The following is a 23,322-nucleotide window of genomic DNA, read 5'->3' on the forward strand; positions in this document are numbered from 1 at the left end:
AACCGCACCGGAGCGCCCCCGGGCCGCGCGGCCTGGCCGCCGCAACCCTGGCAGGGGCCTGTCCCGCTGCCCCTGCCGCTGCGGCGGCGGATGCCTAGTCGGTGTTGCCACCGCCCAACGGCGTCAGATCGGCCAGGTCGACCACGCCATTCTGGCTGCTGGCAACCACGAAAATGCCGTGCTGCGGCGATGTTCCCACGCCGGTATTGGCCAGGATGAAATCACCGACCCGCAGCATCTCGGCTGCGGCATTGAAATAGCCGCTGCTGTCGACGGTGCCGGCCGGATCGGGCGTGCTGTAATGCCAGAGCGTGAAGCCGTTGGCATAACCCAGCACCGAGAGGGTTTTCGAGCTGTAAGCCATCTCAGCCTCCTCACACTTCGCGGCAGCGCAGGGTGACGATGCCGGCCGGATCAATCAGCGCGGCGCCCTGGCTCATCATGTTGTTGATGAAATGCGCGGCGCGGTCGCCGTGCCAGGTGATGTCGGATTTCACCTCCTGACCCGAGGCATGACCGATCGCGGTCTTGTGGTACCAGTGGCAGAAGCGCACGTTGCTCTGCAGGGTCAGCCCGCTATGGGCCATCCACAGCGTGCCGAGCCACTGCTTGGCCTGGGCGCCCTTCCACGGCAGATCCTCGTCACCGACATAATCGGCATCGGCGAATTCGGGGATCTCAAGCAGCTCCGACCATTGCCGCCAGCCGACCACGGCATAGCGCTGGCCGTCATCGGGCACATCGGCATTGCCGAGCATCTCGAAGGCGGTCAGGATCTTGGCCTTGGTCAGGCCGTCGCTGTCGCCGCCGGCGAAACTGGCCGAAAGGTCGAGCGAGCGGATGATCAGCTCGTCGGTCTTGCGGCCCAGCGCATAGGCGCCGGCATTGACGATCACCTCGCGCTCGTTATGGCCGACCTTCAGCTCATCCAGCGCATCGAGCCATTCGCCGGCATAATAATCCTGCAGCAGGCATTCGACGGAGCCATGGTCGACATTCATCACCGGCACCTTGCCGTGGCGGGCCTTGGTGCTGGCCGTGCCCTTGCCGACCTTCTGGAAGGTGGTCGACGACCCTTTCACGGATGTCTTCGACCGCACCGTCGGTCGCAGCTTGGCGCCCAGGCGCTGATACGCCTGATGCACGTCGTGCTCGAACTGGCGGACGAAGGATTGTTCGATTGTGGGCGTCACGGGACGCTCCTTTCGTCACAGGGTTGCGGTGCCGTCCCGCAGGAATGGCGGGACGGCGGTTCATGCGGCCCGCGGCGTTATCCCGCCGAATATGGACGGGGCGCCGTTGCCGCCGCGCCTTCCGGCCGCGCCGGAAAAACCCGGTTCGCGGTTGTCGGCAGGCGGGAAATCTCTGGCCGGCATCTGCGCTGCGGTAGTCCTGCAATGAGGACGGCACGTTCGCAGCCGCCAGCCAGCCGCGATCAGCCCGGATAAAGCCTGCGGAAACCTTCAGTCACCTTGGCGAGGATTTCGGGGTCGCGTTTTTTCCAGTAGCGCGGATCGCGCATCAGGCCGACGAGCTGATCCTCGGTCAGTGCCGCGCCGCCGCGCTCGCCGGTGACCAGCCCGGGATCGCCGCCCTGCATCATGGTCTCCAGCGCGACGATGCCTTCATACGAAGAGGCCAGCGCCTCAAAGACGGATTCGGGCAGGTTGCGCCGACCCCATGTTTCCAGGGTTCGCGCCATCTCGGCGAAACGGGCCTCGCTGCCATAACGCTGCACCAGCCGCTCGCGTTCGCCGCGATAGCGGTATTCGCCGGCCAGGCGATGCAGATGCGGCGCCACATGGTCGCAGGCCAGATCGTAGACCAGCTGCGCCTGGGCCGGCGTGAAACCAGCGGCATGCAGGCGCCGGTTCACGTCCGGATCCGGCAGCAAGGCCGGGTCCTTCAGGCTGATCTCGTAGCCATCCGGCGAATCCGGCACCCCAAGCGAGCGCAGGAACCGCCGGCGGCTCTCGTCATCGGCATCTTCGCCCGGCACGCTGACCATGCCGGCCAGCTTCTGCTCCAGTGCGCGATAGGATCTCAGCAGCAGGTCGACACGCAATTCGCCGGTCTGCGGATCGCGGAATTTCTCCGGGATCGCGTCGCCGTCTTCCCTGTTGCCGGCGCCATCGCTGCGCGCTTCGCTTTCAAGCAGTGTCGTCATCATGCATCCTTTCGATGATCCCTGAATGTTCCAGTGCGTGTCAGGCTGCGCTGCCCAGCTGCCCGCGCGCGACCAGTTGCGCGATGTAGGCCGCCAGGTGGCGCTGACCTTCGAGGTGCCGCAATTCGGCATCGCTGCAATCGGGCGCGGCCCGCCGGTCGATGGTGATGCGCCGCAGATGACCCAGTACGCGTTCGCCGTCGCCGCCGCGGAAACAGCGCGCGAAGGCCGCCGCCAGATCGTCGCTTTCGGCAGAAAACGAATGCGCGTCGCTCATATGCCGGCTCCCTGTTGGGTCGCGGGATTCTGCAGCAGTTGCTGCAGCATCTGCTGCAGGCCCGCGCCCATCGCCGGATCGGCGAGCGCGGTGTGATCCGGTCGCTGCTCGCCGGCCTCGACCAGGAATTCGCCCGGTACGCCGAGCGTCCGGCCCAGCCAGCGCGCCACGGCCAGGGCATCCACCACCTGCATCGCCTGCGGGCCCAGCGCCTGCAGTTGCTGCAGCCAGTTCAGCGTGCTTTGCACATCGCCCTGCGCCTGCATCCGCGCCAGCGGCGATTGCAGCACCAGCGTCACCTCGCGGCCATCCAGCGCAAAGCGCGGAATCTCGCCGCGCCGCTGCAGGATGGTGACGGCGCGCTGTACCAACGGCACCAGCAGTTCCGCCTGCAGCCTGCCGAAAGTGGCGCCAAGCTGGCGTGCCATCTCGGCCGAGCGTTCCAGCACTTCCGTCGCCGTCATGCGCGGCGCGTCGATCTGGCCCAGGCGATCGGCCAGCAGGGCATGGCGGATGCGGCCACGCAGATCGTCGAGCACGAGCTGCGAGATGTCGAAACGTCCGGGCGCAGCCAGCGGCGTGAGGCCGGAGGAGCCGACCGCCTTGGGGATGATCGCGCCGGGCACCAGCTTCACATTCGCCGGATTCAGCACGCCATCGTCGTCGGCCTGCCAGATGCCGGTGACGGCAATGGAGGCGTTCTTGAGCACAAGCTCGACCACCTTGTTGGCGGTCTTGATATCGGGCAGGGCCTTCATCACCGGCGAGCGGCCATAGATTTCACCCGGCGCCTTGAGCCAGCGGAAAGCGATGAACGGCGTCTGATCGAAGCGGCCCTGCGCCAGCATCGCCGAGGCATCGTCGACCGACGCGTCTTCCAGCAGCGCGGCATAGACATGGCCCTGCAGCGGCAGCGGCGCCGGCAGCACGCATTCCAGCACACCCAGCCGCGCATCGGGCTCGCGCCGGCGCCGTTCGACGAACCAGGCCTGATCCTCCAGCGCCGGATAGCGGCGCGACAGCGTTTCCAGGCTCATGTCCTGGCGCCGGAACACGGTGTCGAGACGGCAGCCGGCGCCTTCCTCCAGCACCAGGTCGCTCAGCGGCACGGCGGCGAAGCGGAACGCGCTGGCCTCGCCAAGCGGCGCTTCCTCGCAGGCCAGGCAGGCCGTGCCGGCCACCACCAGATCGAGATAGGCCTGGTGAATCTCGACACTGAAATTCGAGCGGTCGAACTGCGCCTGCAGCAGTTGCGCGGCGCGGTCGAGTTCGGCCGACATGGCGCCTTGCTGCTCCTGCGGCACGTCGCGGCCCGGCTGGAACGCGAACCAGCGCGACCAGGGCGGCGTAAGCTGCGACAGCATGCTGCCGGCCAGTTGCTCGGCCGCGTCTGCGGCGGTGGCGTCAAACAGGCGCTCGGCCGTCTGTCCCGGCCGCCCGCCCGGGCTGCCCGGCCGGCGCGCCGGCAAGGCGAAATCGTAGCAATCCTGCCAGAGCGGTTCCCAGACGCCGCGCTGGCTGCGCGCACGGGCATGCCGCTGGCGCAGGGCTTCGGGCTGCAGCAGATCGGCAAGGGCGGAGTCCTGCCGCTGCGATCCCGGCGCCACAGAGAAGAGATGTGCGGGGCGGGCCATCGGCATCACTCACCCAACAGCCGCTTCGGCGCGGGCGTCGGCGACTGGCCGTCATTCAGACCACGCCAGGAGGTGGCGATGGTTTCGCCCTGGGCGCGGCGGCGGCGTTCGCGCGCCGCCTTCCCGGCGATCTCGGCGTCGCTTTCCGTCGGCACCGGATCGGGAGCCGGCGGAGGGGGCGGCGGCGGCGGAGGGGGCGGCGGCGGCGGCGGCGGAGGGGGCGAAGAGCCGAAAATCCCACCCATGGGCAATCCTTTTCGAATATCGGGTTTTCTATGTGTTCCTAATGTTTCGACATATAGAACAAATAATGTACATTGTCAAGGCATATTTTCCGCGTTTCGAGAAAAAGTTCCCATGGTGTTCTTATGCGCCAGCTATGCAGGCCGATCAGCCGCTTGACGGTCTCGACGCAGGAGAAGGGCAGCGGCGGCGCTAGACGGCGCGGGGGTTCCAGCACCGGCACGGTGAGGGCGCATTGGCCCAGCCGGCGCAGGTGCGCGGCCAGGTCGGCCTCTCGGCTCCAATTCGGAAATCCTTTGATTTCAAGACGATGAGCCAGAGGATCAAGCCCGACCCAGCCCTGTTCCAGCGCCAGATAGGCAAAGCAGTGGCGAAAACCAGGCTTCAGGCGGCGCAGTTTGGGCAGCCGGGTTTCCTCGGCGAAAACCACCACGGCGCGCCCGGCGATCCCGGGCGCGCCTGCTGTCTGGACGTGTATCGGGTCGGGGACCTGATCGGTTTCGGTTGCCATAATCTGCCGGCCTGGTCCCGCAGAGTGCGGAACATTCGTAAAATTCCCGCGTTCTTGTATCTTATATTTCCCTTTATGTTCTCATGTCAAACTCGTAATCAGAGAATATTCCTGTAGCCAAATCGACCAATTTATAAGACGATCTTCCCATGCTGACTCACCGGGCGATTTGGGCCGCCATCGACGGCCTGGCGGAACGCTATGGCCTTACCGCCTCCGGCCTCGCCCGCAAGGCCGGGCTGGATCCCACCACCTTCAACCGCAGCAAGCGCGTCTCGCGCGACGGCAAGCAGCGCTGGCCCTCCACGGAATCGATCTCCAAGGTGATCGAGGCCACCGGCGCCAGCGTGCCGGAATTCATGAGCCTGCTGGGCGACGGCACGCCGATGGCCGGCACGCACCGCATCCCCCTGATCGGTCTGGCCCAGGCCGGCAATGCCGGCTATTTCGACGATGCCGGCTTTCCTACCGGCGAGGGCTGGGAAAAGGTGCCCTTCCCGCAGATCGACGATCCGCAGGCCTATGCCCTGGAGATCAGCGGCGACAGCATGCTGCCGGTCTATCGCGACGGCGACATCGTGATCGTCTCGCCGGCGGCCAGCGTGCGCCGCGGCGACCGCGTGATCGCCAAGACCGTGCAGGGCGAGGTGCTGTGCAAGACGCTGGCGCGGCGCACGCTGACCCGCATCGAACTCTCATCCTTCAATCCCGCCTATCCCGACCGCAGTTTCGACGTGCCCGACATCGCCTGGATCGCCCGCATCGTCTGGGCGGCGCAGTAGCGGCGATGAGCGACTCCCTGCGCGTGGCCATCGCCCGCCTGCCGGCGCTGGTGGCCGGCGGCGGTATTGCCTGGTGGGCGGAAGCCGGGCGCGTCGAGAAACTCTCGCCCGATGCCGCCGCACGCCGCGCCCGCGCCGCGCCACCTCTGCTGGTGCATGGCCGCGCAACGGCCACGCGACTGGGCATCGAATCCTTTCCCGCTTTCGACCTGCTCGACCTGTTTGCCTTCGTGCGGCCGGCGAAATTCTGCCTGCCGACGCCCCATGGCCTGCTGGCGCGCATCGGCCTGGATGCGGCTGACGACGAAGAGGCCGCGCAGTATCTGCACGAGGCGGCGCTGACCCTGCTGAACGATTTGCCGCAGCAGAAGCCCCGCACGTTGCGCCGGGCCGCGCGGCTGGCGCAGACGCTGCACAAGGCGGGTTGGCCCTGGGCGCCCTATCTGCTGGCCGCGATGGGGCCGGAAGCGGCCGACGTGCCGGCCGGCGGCTTCGGCGGCCTGGATGTGTGGCAGGAACTGCCCGAATGGGTGGATTACGCGCCGCCGCCGCCGCCCGACACACAAAGCGTTTCGCCCACGGAGGCGCGCGAGCGGCTGGCGCACCTGCTGGGTACCGCTTCGGAGCTGCGCGAATCCCAGGCCGACTATGCTGCCACGGCGGCGCAGGCCTTCGCGCCGCGCGAGATGATCGGCATGCCGGAACTGGTGCTGGCCGAGGCCGGCACCGGCATCGGCAAGACGCTCGGCTATATCGCGCCGGCCAGCGTCTGGGCCGAGAAGAATGGCGGCACGGTGTGGCTGTCGACCTATACCAAGAACCTGCAGCGCCAGATTGACCGCGAACTCGACCGCCTGTTTTCCGATCCGGCCGAAAAGGCGCAGAAGGTGGTGATCCGCAAGGGTCGCGAAAATTATCTCTGCCTGCTCAATCTGGAAGACGCCGCCCAGGGCGGCGCAGCGCGGCCGCAGGATCTGGTGCCGCTCAGCCTGATCGCACGCTGGGCCGGCGCCACGCGCGACGGCGACCTGGCCGGCGGCGATTTCCCGGCCTGGGCCGTGGATTTGCATGGCCGCAACCGCACGCTTGGCCTGACCGACCAGCGCGGCGAATGCATCCATGCCGGCTGTCCGCATTACCGCAAATGCTTCATCGAGCGCGCCGTGCGCAAGTCGCGCAAGGCCGAGATGGTGATCGCCAACCATGCGCTGGTGATGATCCAGGCGGCGCAGGGGATGAACGCGGCCGAGGACGATCCGCAAAAGCCATTGCGTTACGTGTTCGATGAAGGCCATCACCTGTTCGATGCGGCCGACAGCGCCTTTGCCGCGCACCTGACGGGGCAGGAAGCGATCGAGCTGCGGCGCTGGCTGCGTGGACCGGAAGGCGGACGGCGCAGCCGTGCGCGCGGACTGGCCAACCGCATCGGCGATCTGGTCGCCCAAGACGAGCGCGGCCGCAATGCGCTGGAAGCGCTGAGCGAAGCAGCGCGCGCGCTGCCCTCCGATGGCTGGCTGGCGCGCATCGGTGATGGCAACCCGGCCGGCCATGGCGAGAAATTCCTGAGCAAAGTGCGGCAGCAGGTTCTGGCGCGCAGCGCGCAGCCCGACTCTCCCTATGGCCTAGAATGCCCGACAAAGGAGCCCGTCGCCGGCCTGCTGGAAGCGGCGGAGAATTTCGCCACCGGCATCGAGCGTATTCTCGAACCGATGAATACGCTGGCGAAATCCTTGAGCGACATGCTGGCTGACGAAACGGCAGACCTCGACACTGCCACGCGGGCGCGCATCGAAGGCGCCTTGCGTGGCCTGCTGCGCCGCAAGCTCACCCTGGAAGCCTGGCGCAGCATGCTGCTGGATTTGCGTACCGAAACGCCAGCCACCTTCGTGGACTGGTTCGGGCTGGAACGGATCGACGGCCGCGATTTCGATCTTGGCCTCTATCGCCACTATCTCGACCCGATGCTGCCTTTTGCCACGGCCGTGCTGAAGCCCGCCCATGGCGTGGCGATCACCTCGGCCACCCTGCGCGATATGGCCCCGGCGAAAGCCGATGCGGCGCCAGGGCAGGACTGGGCCAGCGCCGACATCCGCACCGGCACGCGCCACCTGCCGCAACCCGGCCGCCATGCCGCTTTCCCCTCGCCCTTCGATTATGCTGCGCGCACCCGCGTGCTGGTCGTCACCGATGTACGGCGCGACGCGATGGACCAGGTGGCCGCCGCCTACCGCGAACTTTTTCTGGCAGCCGGCGGCGGCGGGCTGGGGCTTTTCACGGCGATCTTCCGCCTGCGCGCCGTGCAGAAACGCATCCTGAAACCCCTGGCCGAAGCCGGCCTGCCGCTTTACGCGCAGCATGTCGACCCGCTGGATAACGCCACGCTGGTGGATATCTTCCGTGCCGAGGAACATGCCTGCCTGCTGGGCACCGATGCGATGCGCGACGGCGTCGACGTGCCGGGCGCATCCCTGCGCCTGGTGGTGTTCGACCGCGTGCCCTGGCCGCGGCCAGACCTTTTGCACAAGGCGCGCAAGGCGGCCTTCGGCGGCCAGGCCTATGACGACCTGCTCACGCGGCTGAAGCTGAAACAGGCCTATGGCCGGTTGTTGCGCCGGGCCGAGGATTTCGGCGTATTCGTCGTACTGGATGCGCAGTTGCCCTCGCGGCTGCTCTCGGCTTTCCCGCCCAGCGTGGAGGTGCATCGCATCGGCATCGCCGAGGCCGTGGCCGAGACGCGCGACTTCCTGCAGCGGATGCAGGCGAACCGCGTGACGCAGGACACACTGAAAGCCTGACCCGTCACGCTTTCGCCGCATTCCATCGCTAGGCGTGACTGGCGCGGGCCGGGCCGATCCGGCATAGTGCTGCCCGCAAGAATGCCCACCGCCGTTATCCCCGGAACCCGATGTCGACCATCACACCCCAGAACGCCCTGATCTATGCCATGGTGATCGCCGCAGTCGCCGACGGCAAGCTGAAGGATTCCGAAGTTGCCGCCATCGAGGTTGCCGTGCGGCACCTGCCGATCTTCAAGGATTACGGGGCTGACGCCATGCGGGTGGCGACCGGCGACTGCGTTGCGCTGCTCGACCAGGAAGACGGCATCGACGCCGCCCTTGGCCTGGTGAAGGAAGCATTGCCGAAGGACTGGTGCGAAACCGCCTATGCGCTGGCCTGCGATATCGTCGCCGTCGACGGCCGCGGCCGGCAGGAGGAGCTGCGCTGGCTGGAGATGCTGCGGCACGAACTGGGTGTCGAGCGCCTGCATGCCGCTGCCATCGAACGTGGCGCCGGCGTGCGCTACAAGCGCCTGCCCGGCGACCAGCCGAAGAAATAAACGGCTTCAGCCGATCTGCGACGTGTGGAAGTTATAGGCGCGCTCGACCTTCGCCACGCGCAGCTCATAATGGGAATACCAGACATCGCGGCCCTGCTTCTGCGCCGCCGCGTGCTCCGCGTTGCGTTTCCAGGCGCGGATATTCTCTTCGCTGTCGAAATACGCCACGGTGATGCCAAAGCCGTCGGCGCCCCGCGTGCTTTCCATCCCCAAGAATCCCGGCTGCTGCGCGGCCAGCTCGGCCATGCGATCGGCCATGCTGCCATAGCCATTATCGCCGTCCGTGCGCTGCGACGAGAAGATGACGGCGTAATAGGGCGGTTTTGGGGTTTTGGCGAAACCGGGTGCGGACATGATGGGGCGGGTTCCCTTGCTGGGTTATTCTGCCGCCCTCTCTAGCATGCTTTGCCCCAATGCGCTGCCTTTGGGCACGATCAGCGGAATCGATTTCGCGCCGATGGTGATGCGCGCCGGCAGCCGGGCGACGATGTCGCCGTCGGCCTGCACCGGCTGGTCGGCCGGGCCATGGATCTCCACCACGCGGCCACGCACCAGCTCGATTTCCGGCAGGCGCTGCAACTGCCCCAGCGTCAGCGCGGCGGTGGCGCGCAGCGCACCGATCCGCCCACCCCTCTTGAACAGGCAGATTTCAAACGCCGGATCATCCAACCGCGCATTCGGCGCGCAGACGAACTGTCCGCCATAAAAATGGCCTTTCGCGATCACCGCCGAAGCGCAATCGTAAGCACGGCCGTCGATGCTCAATGAATAGCGCGGCACATCATAGGCGATGAGCTGGCGCAGGCTTTCGATCACATAGGCGCCCTTGCCAAGCCAGCGTTTCAGCTTCGGCGGCAGGTCTGCCACCACATGGGCATCAAAGCCGATGCCGGTCATGATGGTGAACAGGCGCTCATTGGCATAGCCCGGCCAGATCTGCGCCACCCGGCCATGCAGCACGGTCTCCATCACGGCCGGCGGCTGCAGCGGCAGGCCCACCTCCATCGCCAGCACATTGGCGGTGCCGAGCGGGAAGATGCCGAGCGGCGCGGGATTTTCGGCCGGCAGGCCGTTGGCCACCTCGCCGATCGTGCCGTCGCCGCCGGCCGCCACCACGGCATCGTAGCGGTCGGCCTGGCCGTCATGGGCGAAAGCCTCGGCATCGCCGCGTTTGGTGGTGGGCCGGAATTCGACCGCGCAGCCGGAATCCTCCAGCAGGTCGAGATAGGCTTCCAGCCGTGCACGTTTCCGCCGGCCGGCGGTCGGGTTGTAGATCACCAGCAGGCGGCGACGGTAATCGGGCATGACGGCCGGATAGCAGATTTCAACGCGGTGCGGCAGGGACGGTTTTGTGACAGTTCAGTCCCCTGCTTTTCATAACCGCGTATGCTGGTATACCCGCATGCATGACATGGTATGCGATTCGGCTGGTCCTTCTGGGCCTGTTGCTGTTCGCCGGGCCGGCACTGGCCGAGCCGGCCGCCAGCGTGCTGGATGGCGACACCATAAAGCTGAAGGGTGTGACCTACCGCCTGCTGGGCATCGATGCCCCTGAAAAATCCCAGGTTTGCCAGAGGGATAATACAGACTGGCTATGCGGGCAGGAGGCGGCAGCCCATCTGCGTGGCCTGGTCGCCCGCCAGCGAGTGAACTGCGAGGAACGGGATCGCGACCGTTATGGCCGCATCGTCGCCGTCTGCCGGGCCGGCGGGGTGGACCTGAACCGGGCCATGGTGCGGGCCGGACTGGCTTGGGCCTATACCCATTACAGCCGGGATTACGAAGATGCCGAACTGGAAGCGCAGATCCTGGGCAACGGCGTCTGGGCCCCCGATGTGCGGGCCCAGCCGGCCTGGGACTGGCGACGAGCCAGAGGGTCTGGCGGCAGTTCCGAAAGTCGGCCGAATCCGGGGTTGACAGGCCTTGGCCGGTAGTTATAGTGCGCCACCTCGAATTCAGGCGGCGCCGGACGGCTGGCGCTGCCGCTTTCTCATGGAATATCAAGATGTTCGCAGTGATCAAGACCGGCGGTAAGCAGTACAAGGTGGCGGCTGGCGACGTGCTCGAGGTCGAGCTGGTCGGCGGCCAGGCCGGCGACAAGATCGAATTCGACCAGGTGCTGGCGGTCGGCAAGGGCGGCGACGTGAAGGCCGGCAAGGCCGTGGGCGGCGCCAAGGTGAAGGCCGAAGTGATCGGCCAGACCCGCGGTCCGAAGCTGATCGTGTTCAAGAAGCGCCGCCGGCAGAATTCGCGCCGCAAGAACGGCCACCGCCAGAGCTACACCGCGGTGAAGATCCTCGAGATCGCCGCCTGAGCCGCGACGAAAAGATTTAAGGAGACAGTTCCATGGCACACAAAAAAGCTGGCGGCTCCTCGCGCAACGGTCGCGATTCTGAGTCCAAGCGTCTCGGCGTGAAGAAGTTCGGCGGTCAGGCCGTGCTCGCCGGCAACATCATCATCCGCCAGCGCGGCACCAAGGTGCATGCCGGCAAGAATGTGGGCATGGGCAAGGACCATACCCTGTTCGCCACCAGCGACGGCTTCGTGAAGTTCCACGACGGCAAGGCTGGCCGGTCGTTCGTTTCGGTGCTGCCGCCGGAGGCGTGATCACACGCGCCTTTCCCGCAAGCATCACACGGATCAAGGGGAATGGCGCAGGCCATTCCCCTTTTTCTTTTTCCGCTGTCTTTGTGAACTCCGATGAAATTTCTCGATCAGGCCAAGGTCTTTATTGAAAGCGGGCATGGCGGCGCCGGCGCCGTCAGCTTCCGCCGCGAGAAGTTCATCGAATATGGCGGCCCGGATGGCGGCAATGGCGGCAAGGGCGGCGATGTGTGGGCTGAATGCGTCGACGGGCTAAACACCCTGATCGACTACCGCTACCAGCAGCATTTCCGTGCCGCCCGCGGCGGCCACGGCATGGGGCGCCAGCGTTCGGGCGCCAATGCGGAAGACGTGATCCTGAAGGTGCCCAAGGGCACGCAGATCCTGGCCGAAGACAACGAGACATTGCTGGCCGACCTGACCGAGATCGGCCAGCGCGTCCTGCTATGCAAGGGCGGCGATGGCGGCTTCGGCAACGAGCATTACAAATCCTCGACCAACCGCGCGCCGCGCCGCGCCGATCCCGGCTGGCCGGGCGAGGAGAAATGGATCTGGCTGCGGCTGAAGCTGATTGCCGATGCCGGCCTTGTCGGCCTGCCCAATGCCGGCAAATCGACATTCCTGAGCCGCGTCTCCCGCGCCAAGCCCAAGATTGCCGATTATCCCTTCACCACGCTGAAGCCCCAGCTTGGCGTCGTGAAAGCGAACGACAGGGAATTCGTGCTGGCCGACCTGCCCGGCCTGATCGAGGGCGCCGCCGAGGGTGCGGGCCTGGGCCATCGTTTCCTTGGCCATGTCGAACGCTGCGCCGTGATCCTGCATCTGGTGGATGGCACGGCAGAAGACCCCGTCGCCAACTGGAAGCTGATCCGCAAGGAGCTGAAAGCTTATGGCGCGGGGCTCGACAAGAAACCCGAGATCATCGGCCTGAACAAGATCGACGCGCTTTCAGCCGACGAGCTGAAAGAGAAGATGACGAAGCTGAAGCGTTCGGCGAAACGTCCAGTGCTGGCGCTCTCTGGCGTGTCGGGCGAAGGCATCGACGCGGTGGTGAACCAGCTCTATGCCGTGATCGCCGAGACGCGCGAGGCCGAGAAGGCCGCATTGCAGGCCGGAGGGGGTCATGAGTAACCCCCTCGCCCGCGCGAAGCGGATTGTCGTCAAGGTCGGCTCGTCGCTGCTGGTCGATGCGGAAAAGAACGTGTTGCGCGAGGCCTGGCTGAACGCCCTGGTCGACGACATCGCCGCCCTGCGGGCCGATGGCAAAGACGTGCTGGTGGTGTCGTCCGGCGCCATCGCGCTGGGCCGCCGCATCCTGGGCCTGAACGGCAAGGCGCTGCGGCTGGAGGAAAGCCAGGCCGCCGCCGCCGCCGGCCAGATCCGGCTGTCGTCGGCCTGGCAGGAAGCGCTGGCGCGCCACGACCTGAAGACGGCACAGATCCTGCTCACCCTGGGCGATACAGAATCGCGCCGCCATTACCTGAATGCCCGCGAGACGGTGCACACATTGCTGAAACTCGGCGTCGTGCCGGTGGTGAACGAGAACGACACGGTGGCGACGGCGGAAATCCGCTTCGGCGACAACGACCGCCTCGCCGCCCGCGTGGCGCAGATGATCTCGGCCGACTGCCTGATCCTGCTGTCCGACATCGACGGGCTTTACACCGCCGATCCCGGCGTGGACCCCAACGCCAAATTCCTCGCCACCGTGCCGGCGATCACGCCCGAGATCGAGGCGATGGCCGGCGTGTCGCGCTCAGGCCTGGGCCGGGGCGGCATGGTGACCAAGATCGTGGCGGCCAAGATCGCCGTCGGCGCCGGCTGCGCCATGGTGATCGCCAATGGCAAGCAGATGCATCCGGTGCAGAGCGTGCGCGACGGCGGGCGCTGCACCTGGTTCGAGGCGCAGGGAACCCCGGCCGCCGCCCGCAAGCAGTGGATCGCCGGCCATCTCAATCCGCAGGGCACACTGACCCTGGATGCCGGTGCGGTGAAGGCGCTGCAATCCGGGCGTTCGCTGCTGCCGGCCGGCGTGACGAAGGTGGACGGCAGATTCCAGCGCGGCGATCTGGTGCGCGTCTGCGACCCGGACGGCAACGAAATCGCGGTGGGCCTGAGCGCCTATGCCGACGAGGATGCGCGCCGCATCATCGGGCATAAATCCGGCGACATTGCCGAAATTCTCGGCTACCGTGGCCGCGACGAGATGATCCATCGCGACGAACTGGTGCTGCGATGACTGCGCATACTGCTATCGCCGGGCATACCGCCATCGCCGACACGGCGACATTGATGAACGAGATGGGCCGCGCGGCAAAAAGCGCCGCCACCATCCTTGCCGTTGCATCGACCGAACGGAAGAACGCTGCATTGCTTGAGGCGGCGAAGGCCATGATCGCTTCAGAGGCCGCCATCCTGGCGGCCAATGCCGAGGACATGGCTGCCGGCCGCGAAAAAGGCCTGACCCCCGCCCTGCTCGATCGCCTGATGCTGGATTCAAACCGCATCAGGGCGATTGCCCAGGGACTGCAGGACGTGGCCGCGCTGCCTGATCCGGTCGGTGCCGTGATGGCGGCATGGAAGCGGCCCAATGGTCTGAAATTCGAGCGCGTGCGCACGCCGCTGGGCGTGATCGGCGTGATCTTCGAAAGCCGCCCGAACGTGACTGCCGATGCCGGCGCGCTCTGTCTGAAGGCCGGCAATGCCTGCATCCTGCGCGGCGGCTCGGAAAGTTTCCGCTCCAGCCGCGCGATCCATGGCGCGCTGGTGGCGGGCCTGAAAGCCGCCGGACTGCCCGAGGCCGCGATCCAGCTCGTGCCCACCACCGACCGCGCCATGGTCGGCGCCATGCTGACGGCGGCGCAATGGCTGGACGTGATCGTGCCGCGCGGCGGCAAATCGCTGGTGGCGCGCGTGCAGACCGAAAGTCGCGTGCCGGTCTTCGCCCACCTGGAAGGCAACTGCCATGTCTATGTCGAGGCCAGTGCCGATGCCGACATGGCGGAAAAGATCGTACTGAACGCCAAGCTGCGCCGCACCGGCGTCTGTGGCGCGGCCGAGACGCTGCTGGTGGAACGCGCCGCAATCGCCACGCATCTGCCCCGGCTGGTGAAGGCCCTGCTGGAACGCGGCTGCGAGGTGCGCGGCGATGCCGAGACGCAGAAGGTAGACGCCCGGGTGAAACCGGCCACGGAGGAAGACTGGGCGACCGAATACCTGGATGCCATCATCGCCGTGCGTGTGGTGGACGACCTGGATGCCGCCATCGCCCATATCGCCAGCCATGGCTCCAGCCATACGGAAGCGATCCTCACCGAGAATGCCGATCACGCCGCGCAGTTCATGAACCGGCTGGACAGCGCCATCCTGCTGCACAATGCCTCGACCCAGTTCGCCGATGGCGGCGAATTCGGTTTCGGCGCCGAGATCGGCATCGCTACCGGCAAGATGCATGCGCGCGGCCCCGTGGGCGTGGAACAGCTAGCCACCTTCAAATACCGCGTTCACGGCAACGGCCAGATCAGGCCCTGAGACAATCCGCCGGAGCCGCCGCGCCGCATGATCCCGTCCCCCGGCTCTCCGCTTGGCCTGCGCATCGGCCTGCTTGGCGGTTCGTTCAATCCGGCCCATGCCGCGCATCGCGAGATCAGCCTGACCGCGCTGCACCGCCTGAAGCTGGATCAGGTCTGGTGGCTGGTCAGTCCGCAGAATCCGCTGAAACCGACATCGGGCATGGCGCCGCTGGACCAGCGGCTGGCCGAGGCACGCCGCGTTTCGGCGCATCCGCGCATCCTGGTCACCGACATCGAAACCCGGCTCGGCACGCGTTACACGGCCGACACCCTGGCCGCCCTGCGGCAGCATTACCCGCAGACGCGCTTCGTTTGGCTGATGGGTGCCGACAACCTGGCGCAGTTCCATCACTGGCAGGACTGGCAGGGTATCGCGCGCATGATGCCGATTGCCGTGCTGGATCGCCCCGGCTTCAACCTGACGGCGCCGCAGAACCCGGCCGGCCAGTGGCTGTCGCGCTTTCGCGTGGCCCGTCACGACGCCGCCGCGCTGGCCGGCAAATCCGCCCCGGCTTTTTTGCTGCTGAAATCCAAGCTCAATCCGTTAAGCGCCACCGCGATCCGGCAGCAGCGCGGCAAGCGTCAGGCCTGACGCAGATACAGCTTGTTGATGCCGGTGAGCAGTCTGTGCACCGGCCGATAAAAGCTCAGGAAATCCTCCCAGCCCAAACCCAGTGCCGCTCCCATCTCGGCCAGCGTGCGGCGACCATCGATCAGCGCTGCGATCTCGGCTGCGCGCGGCGGCGCCGCGAAGACCAGACGCTCGCTCTCGAAGCCGATGGCCAGTTCGCCGCGTTTTTGCAGCGTCTCGGCCAGCGCCTTTGGCGGCACGCCGTTCAGCCAGGGCACCAGATCGGGTGCGGGCTGAGCCACGGCCTGGTTCACGCGCGCCGATGGCACGACATAGACCACATGGGTTTTCAGCGTACCGCTGAGTCGTTCGGCCAGGGCGGCCTGTTCCAGCCAGGACAGTTTTTCTGCGCGTTCGCGCAGGGCCGCATCTTTCAGATAGCTGAGCGGATCGTAGCGGCAGGGCTCGATGAAGGCGCTGATGGTCAAACCTGCGCCGGCAACAAATGCTGCCAGTTCCGGCACGGTATAGGCGCGGTCCTGCGCATGCAGCAGCAGGTCGTAGAATTCCGCATCGCCCAGCTTGTGGTCGTTCAGGAAAGGATTGCGCCGGAACTCGTTGGTCTCGGGCAGTTCGGCCAGCAGCGTTTTCGCCAGCACCAGCTTGCCAGCCGGCGGCAGATCGCTGGTGAGCTGGCGCAGGGCGGCCTGCAGCGGATAGACCCCGGCGCGGCCGTAGCTGCCATAGACCATCAGGCCCATGCCGCCAGCGGGCGACAAAGCCTGCTTCAGCACGGCGAGGCCGGCCGGCGGATCGGGTAGGTGATGCAGCACGCCGCAGCAATCGATGTAGTCATACGGCCCCGGCGCCAGGGCAGCCAGATCAAGCAGCGAACCGGTGCGGAAACGGATGTTCTTCAGCCCGCGGACTTCAGCGCGCGCCTCGGCGACCTTGCGCGCGGCGGCCGAGAGGTCGAGATAGACCACTTCATGCTCGCCGCCGCTGGCGGCCAGATACTGCGCCAGATGGATCAGCCCGTCGCCGGTGCCGCCGCCGGCCACCAGCGCGCGGAAGGGCTTGGTGAAATCGCGCCGGCCGCCGAAGGCGTAATGGTTGAGTTCCGGCAGGAAGCTGGGGCTGCCGGTGATCAGCCGCCTGCGCTCCTCCGCCGGATCGCGTGCCGGATAGGGATAGGCCTCGTACTGGTCCCTGACCGGATCCGTCACGATACCTTGATCACCACCTTGCCGGTGGTCTTGCGCGACAGCAGGGCCTGCATCGCCTGCGGCACCTGCTCGAGCGGGTAGCTGGCCGAGACATGGGGCTTCAGCCGGCCCTGCTCGAACAATGCCAGCAAGGCGGCGAAGTTGGCGCGGTTCTTCTCCGGCTCGCGCGCGGCAAAGGCGCCCCAGAAGACGCCGACGATGCTGCAGCCCTTGATCAGCGCGAGATTGGCCGGCGCTTCCGGGATGCGGCCCGAGGCGAAGCCGATCACCAGCAGGCGACCATCCCAGTTGATGCAGCGGAGCGACTGGTCGAAGGCATCGCCGCCGACCGCATCGTAGATCACGTCGGCGCCATTGCCACCGGTGAGTTCCTTCACGCGGTCCTTGATGCTTTCCTTCGAGTAGTTGATCACATGGGCGGCACCGTATTCCTTCACGATCGCCGCCTTCTCGTCGGACCCCACCGTGCCGATCACGGTGGCGCCCAGCTCGCGGCCCAGTTCCACGGCATTCAGGCCGACGCCGCCGGCAGCGCCATGCACCAGCAGCACCTCGCCCTTCTTGATGCGGCCGCGATCGACCAGGGCGTGATAGGTGGTGCCGTAGGTGATCGGGAAGCCGGCCGCGATCTCGTAGGACATGCTGGTGGGAATCTTGAACACGTTGCTGGCCGGACAGTTCACCAGCGTGCCGAAGGCGCCGTTGCCGGTGGTGGCCATCACGCGGTCGCCCACTTTCAGATCGCTCACCTTCTCGCCGACCTCGGCGATCTCGCCGCCGCATTCCATGCCCGGTGCAAAGGGGAAAGCCGGCTTGAACTGGTATTTGCCGGCGATCATCAGGGTATCGGGGAAATTCAGGCCGGCGGCATGCACGCGGATGCGCACATCCTTCGGACCCAGGGCCGGCAGCGGCAGATCCTCCAGTACCAGGCTTTCCGGTCCGCCCCAGGCCTTGCAGACCATGGCTTTCGCGACGGCAGCGCTCATCTCTCACTCTCCCTGATTTTTCTTATGGCCTGATTGCTTATGGTATGGGTTTTCTGGTCGCAGATACAGAAATGGCGCCGACGGTTAAGCCGGCGCCATCATTCGCGTCCCGATTATTTGGGCGCCATCACCATGGTCATCTGGCGCCCTTCCATCTTGGGCGTCTGCTCCATCTTGGCCTTGTCGCCGAGATCCTCGCGCACGCGGTCGAGCAGCTTCATGCCCAGCTCCTGGTGCGCCATCTCGCGGCCGCGGAAGCGCAGGGTGACCTTCACCTTGTCGCCTTCCTCCAGGAACCGCACCATCGCCCGCATCTTCACGTCATAATCATGCGTGTCGATCATCGGGCGCAGCTTGATTTCCTTGATCTCGATGACCTTCTGCTTCTTGCGCGCCTCGGCTGCCTTTTTCTGCTCCTCGTACTTGTACTTGCCGTAATCGAGGACCTTGGCGACGGGCGGCTGGGCCGTGGGCGAAATCTCGACCAGGTCGAGTCCGGCCTCTTCGGCGATGCGCAGAGCTTCTCGGATGGGGACGACACCGCGATTTTCGCCGACGGCGTCGATCAGACGAACCTGGGGGACGTCGATCTCGAAATTCACCCGCGGACCGTCGCTTTTGGGCGCCGGCGGGGCATTAAACGGGGGACGGGCTATGACGCGCTCCTAAAGTAGTTGCAACATAATCAGTGAGTTAGGACGGAGCCGGCTCAAAATCAAGCCGAGGGCATCCGCGCCTCGGCCGCCAATCTAGCAATCGCGTCGGCCAAAGCAATGGTTTCCTGCTGCTCGGAACCGAGGCGGCGCAGGGTGACGGTATTCTGCTCCGCCTCCTTTTTGCCGACCACCAGGATGACCGGCACCTTGGCCAAGCTGAGCTCGCGGATCTTGTAATTGATCTTCTCGTTGCGCAGGTCGGTATCGACGCGCAGGCCGGCGGCATCGAGCCGGTCGGCCACGCTCTGCGCATAGGCATCGCAATCGGAAACGATCGGCGCCACCACGGCCTGGATCGGCGCCATCCACAGCGGCAGGCGGCCGGCATAATGCTCCAGCAGGATGCCGATGAAGCGCTCGAAGCTGCCCAGGATCGCGCGATGCAGCATCACCGGACGATGGCGCTGGCCATCGGCGCCGATATAGTCGGCATCCAGCCGCTCGGGCAGCACGAAATCCACCTGCAGGGTACCGCATTGCCAGTCGCGGCCGATGGTGTCGCGCAGCACGAATTCCAGCTTCGGGCCATAGAAAGCGCCTTCGCCGGGATTGAGCGTGTAGTCCAGGGCGGCGGCGACGCAGGCTTCCTTCAGGGCGTTTTCCGCCTTGTCCCAGGTGGCGTCCGAGCCGGCGCGCTTGTCCGGGCGGTCGGAGAATTTCACCCGGATGTCGGTGAAGCCCATGTCATGGTAGATGCTCTTGAGCAGCTCGCAGAATTCCTTGCTCTCCGAGATGATCTGGTCTTCCGTGCAGAAGATATGCGCATCGTCCTGGGTGAAGTTGCGCACGCGCATGATGCCGTGCAGCGCACCGCCCGGCTCGAAGCGGTGGCAGGAGCCGAATTCGGCCATGCGCAGCGGCAGGTCGCGATAGCTCTTGAGGCCCTGGTTGAAGATCTGCACGTGGCAGGGGCAGTTCATCGGTTTCAGCGCAAAGACGCGCTCGTCCGGGTCGCTGCCGTAATCGCGGATGCCCTGCTCGTTCTCCGCCAGATACATGTTCTCGCGGAACTTCTCCCAGTGGCCGGACGCCTCCCACAGCTTGCGGTCGACGAGCTGGGGCGTCTTCACCTCGACGTATTTCGCCTTTTCCAGCCGGTGGCGCATATAGCGTTCCAGCGTGCGGTACAGCGTCCAGCCCTTCGGATGCCAGAACACCATTCCGGCGGCTTCTTCCTGCTGGTGGAACAGGCCCATTTCCTTGCCCAGCCGGCGGTGGTCGCGCTTCTCGGCCTCTTCCAGGCGCTTGAGATAGGCGTCCAGTTCCTTCGCATCCCGCCAGGCGGTGGCATAGACACGCTGGAGCTGGCGGTTCTTGGCATCGCCGCGCCAGTAGGCGCCCGACACCTTCATGATCTTGAAGGCCGTGGGCAGCTTGCCGGTGGAGGGCAGATGCGGCCCCATGCACAGGTCGAGCCAGGCATCGCCCTGGCGGTAGATCGAGATCGCCTCGCCGCGCTTGGCGATTTCGGCCACCCACTCGGCCTTGTAGGTCTCGCCGATCGACTTGAAATACTCGACCGCCTTTTCCGGCGCCCATTCTTCGCGCTGGATCGGCAGGTCCTGCTTCACGATCTCGGCCATGCGCTGCTCGATCCTGGCGAAATCGTCGGGCGTGAAGGGCTCGTCGCGCACGAAGTCGTAATAAAAACCGTCCTCGGTGGCGGGACCGAAGGTGATCTGCGTGCCGGGATAGAGTTCCTGCACCGCCTGGGCCATCACATGGGCGCCGTCATGGCGGATCAGTTCCAGCAGCTCGGCCTCGTTTTTGTCCTTCATGGTGACGATTTCGAGCCGGGCATCCCGGGTGATCGGGGTCTTCAGGTCGCGCAGCGCGCCATCCAGCCGGATCGCCAGCGCCGCCTTGGCCAAGCCGGCGCCGATGCTGGCCGCCACATCCGCCCCGGTGCTGCCGGCCGCGTAAGTTCGTACGCTGCCATCGGGCAGCGTGACGCGGATTTCGGCAGGATTGGCAGCGGATTGGGACATGGGTTAACGGACCTCCAAGGGGGCGCAGCCTAGCCGGCCCGGCCCCCCTGTCAAGCCGGCCCCGCGCCGGCGGAACGGCGGATTTTCAGCCCTGCTCGGGGAACAGCAGCCTGGTGTAGACCTTGATGTAGGCCGCGCACATGGCATCCACGGTGAAATGCTCCATCACGTGGCGGCGGGCGCGGTCGGCAATCGCCACGCGGCGTTCGGGCGTCAGCGTCAATGCCTCCTCCAGCGCTTCGGCCAGCGCTTTTGGATCGTTCGGCGGCACCAGCCAGCCGGTTTCACCCGGCAGCACGGTTTCGCGCGCGCCGCCATGGTCGGTCGCGATCACCGGCTTGCCCATCGCCTGCGCCTCGACGGCGACGCGGCCGAAGCCTTCGGGAAAGGTGGAGGCCGAAACCACCACATCGGCCAGCATGTAGGCCGCCGGCATGTCCTTGCAGTCGCCGGGCAACCGCACGCTGCGATCCAGCCCGAGCTGCACGATCAGGCCTTCGAGTTCGGCGCGGTAGGTTTCGCGGCCCTGGTGATCGCCCGACAGCACGGCAATGAAATCCTGCTTGCCGTGCTTTTTGGCCAGCAGGCTCAATGCGCGCAGCAGCACGAGATGGCCCTTCCAGCGCGTCAGCCGCCCCGGCAGCAGGATCACCGGCAGGCCGTCGACCAGCCGCCATTGCTGCGCCAGGTTGGCGATGCGGTCGGGATAGATGCGGCCAGGATCGAATTTGCTGAGATCGGTGCCGCGCGGAATCACCGTCAGGCGGTTGCGCGGCACGCCGAAGGCCTTGTTGGCATAATCGGCGACGAAATCGGAAATCGCCACCACCATGTCGCCCTTGGCCATCGGCCCGGCCCACAGCTTGCGAAACCAGTTATGCGATTTATAGGCGTTGTGGAAGGTGGTGACGAAAGGCACGCCGCAGCGTTGCGCCGCCGTGCGGGCCGACCAGGCCGGCGCACGCGAGCGTACATGCACCAGGTCCACCGGCAGGGTCTTGATCAACTCCTCCAGCCGGTCGGCATTGCGGCGCATGACCAGGGGATTCTTGCTGGCCAGCGGCAGGGTGAAATGTTTCGCCCCGGCCCGCTCCAGCTCGCGCACCATCGGCCCGCCGGCCGAGGCGACGTAGGAAACCCAGCCGGCCTGGGCGAGCGCCTTGGCCGTATCCACCGTGCCGCGTTCGACCCCGCCAGTGACCAGGGCCGGCAGAACCTGCAATATTGCGGGTGGTCTTCCCGAAGCGTGTGTCTCTAGGGTAGAAATTTGAGTATCGGGCATGAAGGCCGGCAGGGTGGGAGGCTGGCCAGTATAGGCCGCGCCTGCGGGGTAGCGCAAAGCCGCCGGCATGGCAAGAGAGGCCGGCATGTCAGGAGAGAGATAGGCAGGAGGGGGCGGGGGCATGGGGAAACAATCCGGCATACTGGCCGATCTGTCGGTCGCCATAATGGCCCGCGTATCGGCGGCTGACGTGCGGCGGATGATGGCCGCATGGATGGCAGCCGGCTGGCTGCTGGCGTCTGGCCCGGCCATGGCACAGACCACCGGCAAGAACCCCTCCCATGAGGACATCCTGCGCGGCTTCGACGCCGCAGCGCTTTGGGCCAGCCGCGAAGATGTCGGTTACGGCGGCACCTACATTCCGACCGGCATGATCGTGAAATGGGACAAGCCGATCGTCTATCGGCTGGATGGCATGACGCACAAGCCGGCCATGCGCGACTACGCCGTGAAGGCGCTGCAGAAGCAGGCGGCCATCGCCGGCCTCGAGGTGCGCGAGGCCACGGCCTACGATCCGGCGAACTACACCATCGTGTTCGGCGATGTCGACGTGTTTGTGATGGCCAACGGCCGCAAGGCCGGCTGCTACATGCGGCCGATCTATGACTACCGCAGCGGCAAGATGATCTCCGCCAAGTTGCGGATCAACCTGTCGTCCCGCGATGTCGAACGGTGCATTGTGCATGAGGTGCTGCATGGCTTCGGCCTGCTCAACCATCCCCACAAGCTGCATTCGGTGCTGAGTTACTACACGGTCGCCTTTGTCTTCGACCTGACCGAGCCCGACGAGGTGCTGCTGCGCACGCTCTATGATCCGCGCATCAAGGCCGGCATGTCCCGCCTGCCCGCCCTGCTGGCGGCCGACGGGATCATCGAGGAAAAGCGGCGCGCACTGAACCCGGCCGCGCCGCCGAAAACCGACGCGGCCGCCGTGATCGCCAATGCCGTGACCGATCTGGAAAAGGCGGCGGCGGCCGGCAATGTCAGGGCCATGTTGCATCTGGCCGAGGCGGCGCGGCACGGTCACGGCATGCCGAAGGACCGCCATCGCATGGCAGCGCTGCTGGAGCGCGCGGCCGGGCAGGCAGATCCGGCCCAGCGCTTCGACCTGGCCTATGCCCTGGCCTTCGGCTGGTTCGTGCCCAAGGACGAGGCGCGCGCCGCGGCGATCTACCGGCTGAATGCCGAGGCCGGGCATGCGTCCTCGCAGAACAATCTCGCCGTGCTGCTGCGCGACGGCAAGGGCGTGGCCGAGGACAAGATCGAGGCCCTGATGTGGTTCACGCTGGCGGCGCGCGGGAACCTGGCGGTTGCCGAGCAGAACCGGCAGAAGCTGCTGCCCATGCTGGATGCCGCGGCCCAGCAGGATGCCGCCCGGCGCATCGAAGCATGGAAACCCGCGGGGCAAGGCGCTAAATAGGCG

General features: G+C 66.2%; 25 protein-coding genes. 11 read left to right on the plus strand and 14 right to left on the minus strand.

Annotated features, from left to right (window positions below):
* Positions 1-94 precede the first annotated feature (94 nt).
* The 7 genes from ACK4FK_RS04710 to ACK4FK_RS04740 form a co-directional block, all read right to left on the minus strand.
* Positions 95-364, minus strand: a complete 270-nt coding sequence (locus ACK4FK_RS04710; protein ID WP_409741817.1) for a hypothetical protein — start codon at positions 362-364, stop codon at positions 95-97.
* 10 nt (positions 365-374) lie between these two features.
* The gene (locus ACK4FK_RS04715) at positions 375-1,193 is read right to left on the minus strand and encodes a phage capsid protein (RefSeq protein WP_409741820.1); all 819 of its coding nucleotides are present in this window, start codon (positions 1,191-1,193) and stop codon (positions 375-377) included.
* A 242-nt stretch (positions 1,194-1,435) separates the two neighbouring features.
* On the minus strand, positions 1,436-2,167 hold the full coding sequence (locus tag ACK4FK_RS04720) for a capsid assembly protein (RefSeq protein WP_409741822.1): 732 nt from the start codon (positions 2,165-2,167) through the stop codon (positions 1,436-1,438).
* A gap of 40 nt (positions 2,168-2,207) precedes the next feature.
* Complete coding sequence (locus ACK4FK_RS04725; RefSeq protein WP_409741825.1) at positions 2,208-2,444, minus strand: hypothetical protein; 237 nt, start codon at positions 2,442-2,444, stop codon at positions 2,208-2,210.
* The gene (locus ACK4FK_RS04730) at positions 2,441-4,078 is read right to left on the minus strand and encodes a portal protein (protein ID WP_409741828.1); all 1,638 of its coding nucleotides are present in this window, start codon (positions 4,076-4,078) and stop codon (positions 2,441-2,443) included. The genes ACK4FK_RS04725 and ACK4FK_RS04730 overlap by 4 nt, the downstream gene beginning before the upstream one ends.
* A 5-nt stretch (positions 4,079-4,083) precedes the next feature.
* Positions 4,084-4,323 carry a hypothetical protein gene (locus ACK4FK_RS04735; protein WP_409741830.1) on the minus strand — a complete coding sequence of 80 codons (240 nt, stop codon included), beginning with the start codon at positions 4,321-4,323 and terminating at the stop codon, positions 4,084-4,086.
* Positions 4,324-4,361: 38 nt separating this feature from the next.
* The gene (locus tag ACK4FK_RS04740) at positions 4,362-4,832 is read right to left on the minus strand and encodes a hypothetical protein (RefSeq protein WP_409741832.1); all 471 of its coding nucleotides are present in this window, start codon (positions 4,830-4,832) and stop codon (positions 4,362-4,364) included.
* A gap of 149 nt (positions 4,833-4,981) precedes the next feature.
* Between ACK4FK_RS04740 and ACK4FK_RS04745 the strand changes: the two genes are divergently transcribed.
* From ACK4FK_RS04745 to ACK4FK_RS04755, 3 genes are all read left to right on the plus strand, one after another.
* Positions 4,982-5,614, plus strand: coding sequence for a helix-turn-helix transcriptional regulator (locus tag ACK4FK_RS04745; RefSeq protein ID WP_409741835.1), 633 nt, complete (start codon positions 4,982-4,984; stop codon positions 5,612-5,614).
* A 5-nt stretch (positions 5,615-5,619) separates the two neighbouring features.
* Complete coding sequence (locus ACK4FK_RS04750; protein WP_409741838.1) at positions 5,620-8,409, plus strand: ATP-dependent DNA helicase; 2,790 nt, start codon at positions 5,620-5,622, stop codon at positions 8,407-8,409.
* Between the two features lie 110 nt (positions 8,410-8,519).
* The gene (locus ACK4FK_RS04755) at positions 8,520-8,951 is read left to right on the plus strand and encodes a tellurite resistance TerB family protein (protein WP_409741841.1); all 432 of its coding nucleotides are present in this window, start codon (positions 8,520-8,522) and stop codon (positions 8,949-8,951) included.
* A gap of 6 nt (positions 8,952-8,957) precedes the next feature.
* On the opposite strand, the gene ACK4FK_RS04760 is transcribed toward ACK4FK_RS04755, so the two are convergent.
* Together ACK4FK_RS04760 and ACK4FK_RS04765 are read right to left on the minus strand one after the other, a co-directional pair.
* A complete protein-coding gene (locus ACK4FK_RS04760) occupies positions 8,958-9,305 on the minus strand; it encodes an antibiotic biosynthesis monooxygenase family protein (protein ID WP_409741843.1) in 348 nt (115 codons plus the stop codon).
* 24 nt (positions 9,306-9,329) lie between these two features.
* The gene (locus tag ACK4FK_RS04765) at positions 9,330-10,256 is read right to left on the minus strand and encodes a diacylglycerol/lipid kinase family protein (RefSeq protein WP_409741846.1); all 927 of its coding nucleotides are present in this window, start codon (positions 10,254-10,256) and stop codon (positions 9,330-9,332) included.
* A 101-nt stretch (positions 10,257-10,357) separates the two neighbouring features.
* On the opposite strand from ACK4FK_RS04765, the gene ACK4FK_RS04770 reads away from it, so the two are divergent.
* The 7 genes from ACK4FK_RS04770 to ACK4FK_RS04800 all read left to right on the plus strand — a co-directional run bounded on the left by ACK4FK_RS04770 (position 10,358) and on the right by ACK4FK_RS04800 (position 15,719).
* Positions 10,358-10,885: a thermonuclease family protein gene (locus tag ACK4FK_RS04770; RefSeq protein WP_409741848.1), complete on the plus strand. Its 528-nt coding sequence runs from the start codon at positions 10,358-10,360 to the stop codon at positions 10,883-10,885.
* Between the two features lie 71 nt (positions 10,886-10,956).
* The gene (rplU, locus tag ACK4FK_RS04775; protein WP_409741851.1) at positions 10,957-11,265 is read left to right on the plus strand and encodes a 50S ribosomal protein L21; all 309 of its coding nucleotides are present in this window, start codon (positions 10,957-10,959) and stop codon (positions 11,263-11,265) included.
* A 32-nt stretch (positions 11,266-11,297) separates the two neighbouring features.
* Positions 11,298-11,558 carry a 50S ribosomal protein L27 gene (gene rpmA / locus ACK4FK_RS04780; RefSeq protein ID WP_409741853.1) on the plus strand — a complete coding sequence of 87 codons (261 nt, stop codon included), beginning with the start codon at positions 11,298-11,300 and terminating at the stop codon, positions 11,556-11,558.
* Positions 11,559-11,651: 93 nt separating this feature from the next.
* The gene (obgE, locus tag ACK4FK_RS04785) at positions 11,652-12,686 is read left to right on the plus strand and encodes a GTPase ObgE (protein WP_409741856.1); all 1,035 of its coding nucleotides are present in this window, start codon (positions 11,652-11,654) and stop codon (positions 12,684-12,686) included.
* Positions 12,679-13,794 carry a glutamate 5-kinase gene (gene proB, locus ACK4FK_RS04790; protein WP_409741858.1) on the plus strand — a complete coding sequence of 372 codons (1,116 nt, stop codon included), beginning with the start codon at positions 12,679-12,681 and terminating at the stop codon, positions 13,792-13,794. Before obgE ends, proB begins: the two co-directional genes overlap by 8 nt.
* Complete coding sequence (locus ACK4FK_RS04795; RefSeq protein WP_409741861.1) at positions 13,791-15,086, plus strand: glutamate-5-semialdehyde dehydrogenase; 1,296 nt, start codon at positions 13,791-13,793, stop codon at positions 15,084-15,086. Before proB ends, ACK4FK_RS04795 begins: the two co-directional genes overlap by 4 nt.
* A gap of 27 nt (positions 15,087-15,113) precedes the next feature.
* A complete protein-coding gene (locus tag ACK4FK_RS04800; RefSeq protein ID WP_409741863.1) occupies positions 15,114-15,719 on the plus strand; it encodes a nicotinate-nucleotide adenylyltransferase in 606 nt (201 codons plus the stop codon).
* Here ACK4FK_RS04800 and ACK4FK_RS04805 read toward each other — a convergent pair.
* The 5 genes from ACK4FK_RS04805 to ACK4FK_RS04825 all read right to left on the minus strand — a co-directional run bounded on the left by ACK4FK_RS04805 (position 15,710) and on the right by ACK4FK_RS04825 (position 21,839).
* On the minus strand, positions 15,710-16,924 hold the full coding sequence (locus ACK4FK_RS04805) for a class I SAM-dependent methyltransferase (RefSeq protein ID WP_409741866.1): 1,215 nt from the start codon (positions 16,922-16,924) through the stop codon (positions 15,710-15,712). The two genes, ACK4FK_RS04800 and ACK4FK_RS04805, sit on opposite strands and share 10 nt — an antisense overlap.
* Positions 16,921-17,913 (minus strand): NADPH:quinone oxidoreductase family protein, encoded by a 993-nt coding sequence (locus ACK4FK_RS04810; protein ID WP_409741869.1) that lies wholly within the window; start codon positions 17,911-17,913, stop codon positions 16,921-16,923. Before ACK4FK_RS04810 ends, ACK4FK_RS04805 begins: the two co-directional genes overlap by 4 nt.
* A gap of 113 nt (positions 17,914-18,026) precedes the next feature.
* A complete protein-coding gene (infC, locus tag ACK4FK_RS04815; RefSeq protein ID WP_409741933.1) occupies positions 18,027-18,569 on the minus strand; it encodes a translation initiation factor IF-3 in 543 nt (180 codons plus the stop codon).
* Between the two features lie 59 nt (positions 18,570-18,628).
* Positions 18,629-20,617, minus strand: coding sequence for a threonine--tRNA ligase (thrS, locus tag ACK4FK_RS04820; protein ID WP_409741872.1), 1,989 nt, complete (start codon positions 20,615-20,617; stop codon positions 18,629-18,631).
* Positions 20,618-20,702: 85 nt separating this feature from the next.
* A complete protein-coding gene (locus ACK4FK_RS04825) occupies positions 20,703-21,839 on the minus strand; it encodes a glycosyltransferase family 4 protein (protein ID WP_409741875.1) in 1,137 nt (378 codons plus the stop codon).
* Between the two features lie 181 nt (positions 21,840-22,020).
* Between ACK4FK_RS04825 and ACK4FK_RS04830 the strand changes: the two genes are divergently transcribed.
* Positions 22,021-23,319 carry a DUF2927 domain-containing protein gene (locus ACK4FK_RS04830; RefSeq protein WP_409741878.1) on the plus strand — a complete coding sequence of 433 codons (1,299 nt, stop codon included), beginning with the start codon at positions 22,021-22,023 and terminating at the stop codon, positions 23,317-23,319.
* Positions 23,320-23,322 lie beyond the last annotated feature (3 nt).

The organism is Ferrovibrio sp., assembly GCF_046297895.1.
Lineage (GTDB): Bacteria > Pseudomonadota > Alphaproteobacteria > Ferrovibrionales > Ferrovibrionaceae > Ferrovibrio.

Excerpts from the sequence above, each read along its gene's own strand:
- ACK4FK_RS04745 (WP_409741835.1), top strand. The coding sequence starts at position 4,982 with ATGCTGACTCACCGGGCGATTTGGGCCGCCATCGACGGCCTGGCGGAA.
- rplU (WP_409741851.1), top strand. The coding sequence starts at position 10,957 with ATGTTCGCAGTGATCAAGACCGGCGGTAAGCAGTACAAGGTGGCGGCT.
- thrS (WP_409741872.1), bottom strand. The coding sequence starts at position 20,617 with ATGTCCCAATCCGCTGCCAATCCTGCCGAAATCCGCGTCACGCTGCCC.
- ACK4FK_RS04750 (WP_409741838.1), top strand. The coding sequence starts at position 5,620 with ATGAGCGACTCCCTGCGCGTGGCCATCGCCCGCCTGCCGGCGCTGGTG.
- ACK4FK_RS04770 (WP_409741848.1), top strand. The coding sequence starts at position 10,358 with ATGACATGGTATGCGATTCGGCTGGTCCTTCTGGGCCTGTTGCTGTTC.
- ACK4FK_RS04830 (WP_409741878.1), top strand. The coding sequence starts at position 22,021 with ATGGGGAAACAATCCGGCATACTGGCCGATCTGTCGGTCGCCATAATG.
- ACK4FK_RS04735 (WP_409741830.1), bottom strand. The coding sequence starts at position 4,323 with ATGGGTGGGATTTTCGGCTCTTCGCCCCCTCCGCCGCCGCCGCCGCCG.
- ACK4FK_RS04765 (WP_409741846.1), bottom strand. The coding sequence starts at position 10,256 with ATGCCCGATTACCGTCGCCGCCTGCTGGTGATCTACAACCCGACCGCC.
- ACK4FK_RS04710 (WP_409741817.1), bottom strand. The coding sequence starts at position 364 with ATGGCTTACAGCTCGAAAACCCTCTCGGTGCTGGGTTATGCCAACGGC.
- rpmA (WP_409741853.1), top strand. The coding sequence starts at position 11,298 with ATGGCACACAAAAAAGCTGGCGGCTCCTCGCGCAACGGTCGCGATTCT.
- ACK4FK_RS04760 (WP_409741843.1), bottom strand. The coding sequence starts at position 9,305 with ATGTCCGCACCCGGTTTCGCCAAAACCCCAAAACCGCCCTATTACGCC.
- ACK4FK_RS04740 (WP_409741832.1), bottom strand. The coding sequence starts at position 4,832 with ATGGCAACCGAAACCGATCAGGTCCCCGACCCGATACACGTCCAGACA.
- ACK4FK_RS04755 (WP_409741841.1), top strand. The coding sequence starts at position 8,520 with ATGTCGACCATCACACCCCAGAACGCCCTGATCTATGCCATGGTGATC.
- ACK4FK_RS04730 (WP_409741828.1), bottom strand. The coding sequence starts at position 4,078 with ATGGCCCGCCCCGCACATCTCTTCTCTGTGGCGCCGGGATCGCAGCGG.
- ACK4FK_RS04720 (WP_409741822.1), bottom strand. The coding sequence starts at position 2,167 with ATGACGACACTGCTTGAAAGCGAAGCGCGCAGCGATGGCGCCGGCAAC.
- ACK4FK_RS04795 (WP_409741861.1), top strand. The coding sequence starts at position 13,791 with ATGACTGCGCATACTGCTATCGCCGGGCATACCGCCATCGCCGACACG.
- obgE (WP_409741856.1), top strand. The coding sequence starts at position 11,652 with ATGAAATTTCTCGATCAGGCCAAGGTCTTTATTGAAAGCGGGCATGGC.
- ACK4FK_RS04725 (WP_409741825.1), bottom strand. The coding sequence starts at position 2,444 with ATGAGCGACGCGCATTCGTTTTCTGCCGAAAGCGACGATCTGGCGGCG.
- ACK4FK_RS04810 (WP_409741869.1), bottom strand. The coding sequence starts at position 17,913 with ATGAGCGCTGCCGTCGCGAAAGCCATGGTCTGCAAGGCCTGGGGCGGA.
- proB (WP_409741858.1), top strand. The coding sequence starts at position 12,679 with ATGAGTAACCCCCTCGCCCGCGCGAAGCGGATTGTCGTCAAGGTCGGC.
- ACK4FK_RS04800 (WP_409741863.1), top strand. The coding sequence starts at position 15,114 with ATGATCCCGTCCCCCGGCTCTCCGCTTGGCCTGCGCATCGGCCTGCTT.